This is a genomic window from Methanohalophilus sp. DAL1 (assembly GCF_001683555.1).
In the GTDB taxonomy this organism is placed as follows: Archaea; Halobacteriota; Methanosarcinia; order Methanosarcinales; family Methanosarcinaceae; genus Methanohalophilus; species Methanohalophilus euhalobius.
The window spans coordinates 66689-75081 of sequence record NZ_MAFX01000055.1 but is presented as its reverse complement, the minus strand read 5'-3'; the positions used below and the strand labels follow the sequence as shown (position 1 = coordinate 75081).

Here is an 8393-nt window from a genome sequence, read left to right as displayed (position 1 = left end):
ACTACAAAAAGAATATTTCAAAAATTCCCTGAACTGCGAAAAAAAGAATTTTTGGGAAAGCATTTGTGGTCTCCAAGTTACTACATAGGAACACACGGTCAAGTATCTGCTGAAACGATTCAGAAATACATAGATGGTAACAACAATAGAGGGTGTAATTTATCCACCGTTTGAAAACGGTGGTATTCTTACTCTATCATGATAAAAGAGGAACAAGCGAAATTCATATTCGCAACGGATACTCTCCTGACAGGCACCTGGACAGTTGTGGACCCGATTTTCGTTGCAACCCCTTGCAGTAAGTTATATGACAAAACCCCACATCTACACAACATCTGAAAAAATGCTACGGGAAATAAGTGTAACCTTAAAGGCTACACTTACTCCTCTTTTTTAATTCTGGCCAAACTAACCAATTTATCCTTCTCCCTGATATTCATAATTTTTACACCCTTTGTATTACGTCCCTGCACCCTAATATCTGTCACAGGGATACGTATCACAATGCCGGCAGAGCTTGTAAGGATGATCTCATCATCATCTTCCACTGTTTTTACAGTGACCACGGGACCATTGCGCATATCAGTGAAAATGGTTATCACTCCCTGCCCTCCACGACGAAGGGTGCGGTACTCATCAAATGGCGTGCGTTTGCCAAAACCATTCTCTGTAACAGTCAGCAGGGTAGCATCAGAATCTACAACATCCAGGCTTACAATAACATCCGCACCTGTCAGTTTCATACCCCTCACACCACGTGCCGTCCTGCCCATCACACGCACATCTTCTTCAGAGATACGGAGGGCTTTACCATGCCTTGAAGCCAGCATTATATCCTGATTTCCGTCGGTCTGGAGAACATTTACAAGTTCATCCCCCTCTTTCAGGGAAATCGCAATAATACCGGCACGGCGTGGATTACTGAAATCCGAAAGACTGCAACGTTTTACGGTCCCATCACGTGTACCCATGAAAAGGTAGCGATCCTTTTCAAAATCATGTACCGGGATCATGGCATTTACTGATTCACCTTCAGCAAGTTCAAGTAGGTTAACAATAGCCTTCCCTCTGGACTGGCGACTTCCCCGGGGAATATCATAGACCTTTTGCCAGTAAACCTTACCGCGATTTGTGAAAAAGAGGATGTAATCATGGGTAGAAGCCACAAAGATGCTTCCCACAGTGTCATCTTCCTTTGTTTCCATACCTCTCACACCACGACCACCCCGATGCTGCATATTATATGTCTGGAGAGGAATATTCTTGATATAACCACTCTGGGTAGAGGTTACAACCACTTCTTCCTCGGGTATGAGGTCTTCATCCGCAAGTTCTTCACGGCTACCCTGAATAAGGGTTCTGCGCTCATCACCATATTTATCTTTCAACTCCAGAACTTCATCCTTAATAATCGCATATTTACGCTCATCATTTGCAAGGATGTCCTTAAGATCGGCAATCATATCGATTAGACCATTATACTCTTCATCGATCTTTTCCCTCTCCAATCCAGTCAGCCGCTGCAGCCTCATATCCAGAATGGCTTTAGCCTGGGTTTCATCCAGATTAAAATTACTTATAAGCCCTTCTCTTGCCTCCTCTGTGGTGGCTGAGCCTCTTATCAATTTGATAACTTCATCAATGTTATCCAGGGCTATTTTAAGCCCTTGGAGAATATGTGCTCTTTCCTCGGCTTTTCTTAGATCAAAAGCTGTACGTCGAGTGATAACATCTATACGATGTTTGAGATATATCTGGATCAGTTCCCTGAGATTAAGAACGCGGGGCACCCCGTCAACCAGAGCCAGGTTTATGATACCAAATGTGGTTTCAAGCTGGGTCTGTTTGTAGAGCTGGTTGAGCAGGACTTTGGGATTGGCTCCTTTCTTAAGTTCAATAACCACCCGCAGACCTTCCCTGCCGGATTCATCTCTCAAATCCGAAATACCCTCAATTTTTTTATCCCTTACAAGATTGGCGATGGATTCCACAAGACGTGCCTTGTTTACCTGATAAGGAAGTTCGTATACCACAATGCGGTATTTATCATTCTTCATCTCCTCTATCTCGGTCACAGCACGCAGATGGATAGGGGAGCGTCCTGTCTCATAGGCACTCTTGATCCCACTGGTACCCATTATGATACCACCAGTAGGGAAATCCGGTCCTTTCACGATCTTTAGAAGTTCTGAAAGTTCAGTGTCAGGGTCATCAATCAATTTGACAGTAGCATCCACTACTTCCCGGAGATTATGGGGGGCCATGTTGGTAGCCATCCCCACAGCAATACCGGTGGAGCCGTTCAAAAGCAGGTTGGGCAACTTTGAAGGCAGGACTTCAGGTTCCTCCAGGGAACCATCATAGTTAGGCTTGAAATCAACAGTTCCCTTCTTGATATCCTCAAGCATTTCAGTTGTTATCTTATCCATGCGGACTTCTGTGTAACGCATTGCTGCAGCAGAATCACCATCAACAGACCCAAAGTTACCCTGGCCGTCTATTAACGGATAACGCAGGGAAAAGTCCTGGACCATACGCACCAGACTGTCATACACAGCAGTATCGCCGTGCGGATGGAACTTACCCAATACATCACCCACTACACGGGCAGATTTCTTGTATGCCTTATCATGGGTTATCCCGGCTTCATTCATCGAATGAAGAATACGACGATGAACCGGCTTCAAACCATCACGGGCGTCAGGCAGGGCCCTTCCCACAATAACACTCATCGAGTAATCAATATAAGAACGCTTCATTTCATCCTGGATAAGCACCGGAACTACACGTCCACCTTCCCCGTCATGCTGTTCGATACTTTTATCGAGAGGATTTATATCATTATCGTCTGCCATTTTCTACCACCTCATATATCCAGGTTGATAACATCCTTTGCATGCTCCTGTATGAATTTACGTCTGGGAGCAACTTCATCTCCCATCAGAATGGAAAACATCCCATCAGCTGCGACCGCATCCTCCATTGTTACCTGCAAAATAGTGCGTGTCTGAGGATTCATGGTTGTCTCCCACAGTTGATCGGGATTCATTTCACCAAGACCCTTGTAGCGCTGTATACTTACACCCTTTTCGCCAATCTCTTCGATTATTTTGTCCTTTTCCCTCTCTGTATAGGCAAATCGTTGATTTTTACCTTTCTTGATACTGTAGAGAGGTGGTTGTGCGATGTATACATACCCAGCATCTATCAAAGGAGTCATGTAGCGGAAAAAGAAAGTTAGCATAAGGGTGCGTATATGTGCGCCATCCACATCGGCATCAGTCATGATGACTACTTTGTGATAGCGAGCCTTTGAGAGGTCATACTCATCCCCTATACCCGTTCCCATTGCAGTGATCAGGGAAAGGATCTCATTATTCTTCAATATCCGGGACAAACGGGATTTTTCTACATTCAATATTTTGCCCCTAAACGGAAGAATTGCCTGGAAGCGTCTCTCACGCCCCATCTTTGCCGAACCACCTGCAGAATCACCTTCCACAAGGTAAATTTCAGATACCGACGGGTCTTTTTCAGAGCAGTCCGCAAGTTTGCCGGGAAGAGTGCTGACTTCCAGGGCACTTTTACGCCGCGTTAATTCCCTTGCCTTTTTGGCCGCTTCCCTAGCTCTGCGTGCATCCATTGCTTTTTGCAGGATAGCAGAAGCAATCTTGGGGTTTTCTTCCATGAATTCCGAGAGACCCTCAGAAACCATGGATTCCACAATACCCTTAAGTTCACTGTTTCCAAGTTTTGTCTTTGTCTGTCCCTCAAATTGAGGGTCCATCAATTTAACACTGATGATTCCTGCCAGACCTTCCCGGATATCATCACCGCTGAGTTTGATGTCTCCTTTGGCAATGTTGTTGCGTTTGGCATAATCATTGGCAACCCTGGTCAGGGCTGACTTGAAACCTGCCAGATGAGTACCCCCCTCGTGGGTATTGATATTATTTGCAAAGGAATAGACATATTCACCATAACTGTCTGTATACTGCATGGCGATTTCAACCCGGGTATCTTCCTTTTCCCTCTCAAAATATATAGGTTGTTCATGCAGTACATTGCGGCTCTTGTTCAAATATTCAACAAAAGAGACGATACCGCCATCATACTCAAAAACTTCCTGCAGGGGCTCATCTGATCTCTTATCGGTTATTACAATTTTAATTCCACGATTTAAGAATGCAAGTTCTCTTAACCTTGTGGCCAGGGTTTCAAAATTGAAATCTACTGTTTCAAAAATGTCGGTATCCGGTTTGAAAGTTATCGATGTACCGGTACTTTCAGTATCCCCTTTCTCGATAACATCATCAAGAGGTTTTCCTCTTACGTAACGCTGATAGAAAATTTTGCCATTCCTGTGAACTTCAACATCGTTCCATTCAGAAAGAGCGTTTACAACAGAGACACCTACTCCATGAAGACCACCTGATACCTTGTAGGAACTCTTATCGAATTTACCCCCTGCATGCAGAATGGTCATTACAACTTCAAGTGCCGATTTTTTGTATTGGGAATGTATATCCGTGGGAATTCCCCTGCCGTCATCCCTGACCGTAACCGAGCCATCCCTGTTTATAGAAACGTCAATTGAGGTACAATAGCCTGCAAGGGCCTCATCTATACTGTTATCCACTACTTCATAAACAAGATGGTGTAAACCCCGCCCATCAATGCTTCCGATATACATGCTCGGTCGCTTGCGTACGGCTTCCAGTCCTTCCAACACCTGAATATGGGTCGCATCATAGACATCTCTGTCACTCATTGCGTTCTGTCTCCATGAATCCATTTAAATAATAAATGCAAAAAAATAAACAAAAAGAGAACACAAAAACTGTAGCTAGCGTCTCCTATTGAGTTTTGCTCCTCCTATGTGTTCATTTATTAAATAGTTAAGTATAATCTGTTACGGGACCCTTTAACTAATGGTTAGATATATTTACAGGAATGTTTTTTAAGAGGAAAACCGATAATGACCAGAAATCATATTCACAATATCAATAAAATCAAGGTGAACAAATGTCATTGGCAAATTTAAGGACGCATTATACGACACAAATCGATCCCGGTAAAATCGGAGACGATAAGGTTGCTCTTGCAGGTTGGGTACATGAGGTACGTGATCTTGGAGGAATCTGTTTTGTTGTATTAAGGGACAGACAGGGAAGAGCCCAGGTTACTCTTGTAAAGAAGAAAATTGACAGGGAACTGTTTAATTTCGCCAGAAAACTTATCCGGGAATCAGTTATCTCTGTCAGGGGCATTATTAAGCCCGAAGAAAAAGCTCCTAATGGTTATGAATTGATACCTGATGAGATTGAACTGCTCAATGAAGCAGAATCTCCCCTGCCTCTGGACACCACAGGAAAAGTGGATGCTGAACTCGACACAAGACTGGATTCACGTTTCATAGACCTGAGAAGAAGCAGAACAAATGCCATATTCAGGATAAGACATGAGGTTCTGCATGCTGTCAGGAATTATCTTGCAAAGGAAGGATTTCTGGAAACATCAAGTCCCAAGGTAGTGGCCACAGCAACCGAAGGAGGTACTGCCCTTTTCCCGATTACTTATTTCGACAGGGAGGCTTTCCTCAACCAGAGCCCCCAGCTTTTCAAGCAGATCCTGATGTCCGGTGGAATGGACAGGGTATTTGAGATCGGACCGATCTTCCGTGCAGAGGAACACGACACCCGTCGCCACCTGAACGAAGCTACATCTATTGATATAGAAGCGAGTTTTGTCGACCACTTCGATGTAATGGAAATCCTCGAAAACATGGTGGAATATGTTTACACCCGGGTAATAGAGAACGTACCCGATGCTCTTGAAGTACTGGGAATTGAACTCAAAGTCCCGAAAACCCCATTCCTCAAACTGACATATCAGGAAGCGATAGAGATTGTCAATTCCCATGGTGAAGAGGAATTGAAATGGGGAGACGACCTGTCCACCCTTTCCGAACATACCATCGGAGAACATGTATTTCAGGAAACCGGGGAAGAACACTATTTCATCATAGACTGGCCTACCGAAATAAAACCATTCTATGCCATGCCCTACGAGGAAAAACCTGAATTCTCCAAGTCCTTTGACATGATGCACAGGACCATGGAACTCTCCTCCGGTGCACAGCGCATACACTTTCCGGAAATGCTCAAAAACAGGATAGCAGATCAGGGACTTGATCCAGAAGGCTTTGATTTCTATCTCCGTGCTTTCAGTTACGGAATGCCTCCCCACTCCGGCTGGGGTTTGGGTTGTGAAAGATTTGTGATGACTATGCTTGGCGTGGAGAACATCCGCGATGTCGTACTGTTCCCCAGAGACCGCAGGCGTCTTTCCCCATAAGAAGGCAGGATAATGACAGATAGAAACACAAAAAGTCATCATCCGGGCAAGGAAGCCGCCGGCAGGGCCGCAGCAGAACTTGTGAAGGACGGAAATATCGTGGGGCTGGGTACCGGCTCCACAACTGCCTATGCAATAAAAGCCCTCGGAGAAAAGGTCAAAAAGGGACTGGATATAAGGGCAGTTGTTACATCCTACCAGTCGGAAATGCTGGCGATACAGGCAGGCATACCCCTGACAAGCCTGGCTGAAAATCCGGTCCTTGATATTGCAATTGACGGTGCCGATGAAGTCGATTCAGATCTCAATGTGGTAAAGGGAGGCGGAGGTGCTCACTTTCGGGAAAAAGTAGTATCCCTTTCTGCCAACAAATTCATTGTAGTTGTGGACGACTCAAAGATAAGTGAAACAATATCAATGGCTATTCCACTGGAAGTCCTGCCTTGTGCCCGTGAACTTGTACAGCAACAGGTTGCTCAAATGGGCGGAGAAGCCAGTATACGTCCTGCATCCAGAAAGGATGGGCCTGTTATATCTGATAATGGTAATTTCATTATGGATGCTGCTTTCGGAGAGATCCCAAATCCACAGGAATTTGCAGATAAACTGACAAATGTTGTCGGAATCGTAGAACACGGAATATTTACCAATACCGATAGGGTGTATATTGGTTACAAAGACGGAAAAATAGAACTGAGGGAATGATTACATTCCCATTTTTTTCATCATTTTCTTCATATTAAATTTGCCTCCACGCATACCTTTCATGGCGTTTTGCATCTGTTTATGATATTTCAGCAGCTCACGAACGGTTTCCGGAGTGGAACCAGCACCTATGGATATCCTTTTAATGCGGGAACTTCCTATTATACGTGGATTTGTCATTTCTTCTTCTGTCATTGAATCCATGAGGGTTTTGTATTGTGCCATTTTCTGCCCTGTAACTTCATAAGCATCATCGGAAACTTTCATCCCCATGCCGCCCAGTGGCAACATTTGCATGATCTGCTTCATGGGGCCCATCTTGTTCATGGCTTCAAGCTGTTTGTACATGTCCTTGAGGGTAAATTTTCCCTTCATCATGGATTCAACATCGAGTTCATCTTCTGAGAGGGTTTCTTCGGCCTTTTCCATCAGGGACCTGAGGTCTCCCATCCCGAGCAGGCGGGAAATGAACCTGTCCGCCTCGAATCTTTCCAGGTCTGCTGGTGTTTCACCAACACCAATGAAGGCTATCGAGGAATCGGTTGCGGCAACAGCAGACATAGCACCGCCACCTTTGGCGGTACCATCAAGTTTTGATATCACAACACCGGAAATCCCAACTGAGTCGTTGAATGCTTTTGCCTGTTCGCTTGCCTGTTGGCCGATACCGGCATCAAGTACAAGCAATTTGTAATCAGGATTGGAAATTGCGTGGATTCTCTCCATCTCATCTATAAGATCGTTTTCAAGAGAGTGGCGACCTGCCGTATCAATGATCTTCACATCATACTTGTCTATTTCAGCAAGGCCCCGTTCAACTATACCCACAGCATCAGGATTGCCTTCTTCACCATAGAACGGCACATTCAGGGATTCACAAAGGGTTTTAAGCTGCTGGTAAGCCCCGGGCCTGAAAGTATCAGCACAGACCACAGCAGGTTTGAGCCCTTTACGCTGGAAATAGCGGGCAAGTTTGGATGTGGTTGTAGTCTTACCACTACCCTGCAATCCAATCATCATTATTTTTTGGGGTTTTAGCGGGATATCGGTACCTTCACCCACAATTTTCATTAGTTCCTCATAAACGATGCGTATCACATGTTCCCGGGGATTCATACCCTGGGGAACATCCTCATCAAGAGCTCGCTCCTTTATGCTCTTGGAAAGCTGCATCACCATCTTGACATTAACATCGGATTGAAGAAGTGCCCTCTGGATATCCTTTACAACATCGTTTACCGTCCGCTCATCAATGCGTCCGGCACCCACGAGTTTTTTAAGGGCATCCTGCAGGGAATTACTGAGTTTGTCCATTACCATAATAGGGATCG

6 protein-coding genes are annotated in these 8393 nt (G+C 44.9%); 3 read left to right on the top strand and 3 right to left on the bottom strand.

The window, feature by feature from the left end:
• Window positions 1-12: 12 nt before the first annotated feature.
• Window positions 13-174 carry a transposase gene (locus A9957_RS09550; RefSeq protein WP_292344035.1) on the top strand — a complete coding sequence of 54 codons (162 nt, stop codon included), beginning with the start codon at window positions 13-15 and terminating at the stop codon, window positions 172-174.
• Window positions 175-380: 206 nt separating this feature from the next.
• Here A9957_RS09550 and gyrA read toward each other — a convergent pair whose 3' ends face one another.
• Both gyrA and gyrB read right to left on the bottom strand, forming a co-directional pair.
• A complete protein-coding gene (gene gyrA / locus A9957_RS09545; RefSeq protein ID WP_292344033.1) occupies window positions 381-2855 on the bottom strand; it encodes a DNA gyrase subunit A in 2475 nt (824 codons plus the stop codon).
• Between the two features lie 11 nt (window positions 2856-2866).
• Window positions 2867-4771, bottom strand: a complete 1905-nt coding sequence (gene gyrB, locus A9957_RS09540; protein ID WP_105460579.1) for a DNA topoisomerase (ATP-hydrolyzing) subunit B — start codon at window positions 4769-4771, stop codon at window positions 2867-2869.
• 254 nt (window positions 4772-5025) lie between these two features.
• On the opposite strand from gyrB, the gene aspS reads away from it, so the two are divergent.
• Window positions 5026-6357: an aspartate--tRNA(Asn) ligase gene (gene aspS, locus A9957_RS09535; protein WP_096711501.1), complete on the top strand. Its 1332-nt coding sequence runs from the start codon at window positions 5026-5028 to the stop codon at window positions 6355-6357.
• A 12-nt stretch (window positions 6358-6369) separates the two neighbouring features.
• Window positions 6370-7062, top strand: a complete 693-nt coding sequence (gene rpiA / locus A9957_RS09530; RefSeq protein WP_096711500.1) for a ribose 5-phosphate isomerase A — start codon at window positions 6370-6372, stop codon at window positions 7060-7062.
• Here rpiA and A9957_RS09525 read toward each other — a convergent pair whose 3' ends face one another.
• Window positions 7063-8382 (bottom strand): signal recognition particle protein Srp54, encoded by a 1320-nt coding sequence (locus A9957_RS09525; protein WP_096711499.1) that lies wholly within the window; start codon window positions 8380-8382, stop codon window positions 7063-7065. It abuts the gene before it with no gap.
• Window positions 8383-8393: the final 11 nt, after the last annotated feature.

Excerpts from the sequence above, each read along its gene's own strand:
- gyrA (WP_292344033.1), bottom strand. The coding sequence starts at position 2,855 with ATGGCAGACGATAATGATATAAATCCTCTCGATAAAAGTATCGAACAG.
- gyrB (WP_105460579.1), bottom strand. The coding sequence starts at position 4,771 with ATGAGTGACAGAGATGTCTATGATGCGACCCATATTCAGGTGTTGGAA.
- aspS (WP_096711501.1), top strand. The coding sequence starts at position 5,026 with ATGTCATTGGCAAATTTAAGGACGCATTATACGACACAAATCGATCCC.
- rpiA (WP_096711500.1), top strand. The coding sequence starts at position 6,370 with ATGACAGATAGAAACACAAAAAGTCATCATCCGGGCAAGGAAGCCGCC.
- A9957_RS09525 (WP_096711499.1), bottom strand. The coding sequence starts at position 8,382 with ATGGTAATGGACAAACTCAGTAATTCCCTGCAGGATGCCCTTAAAAAA.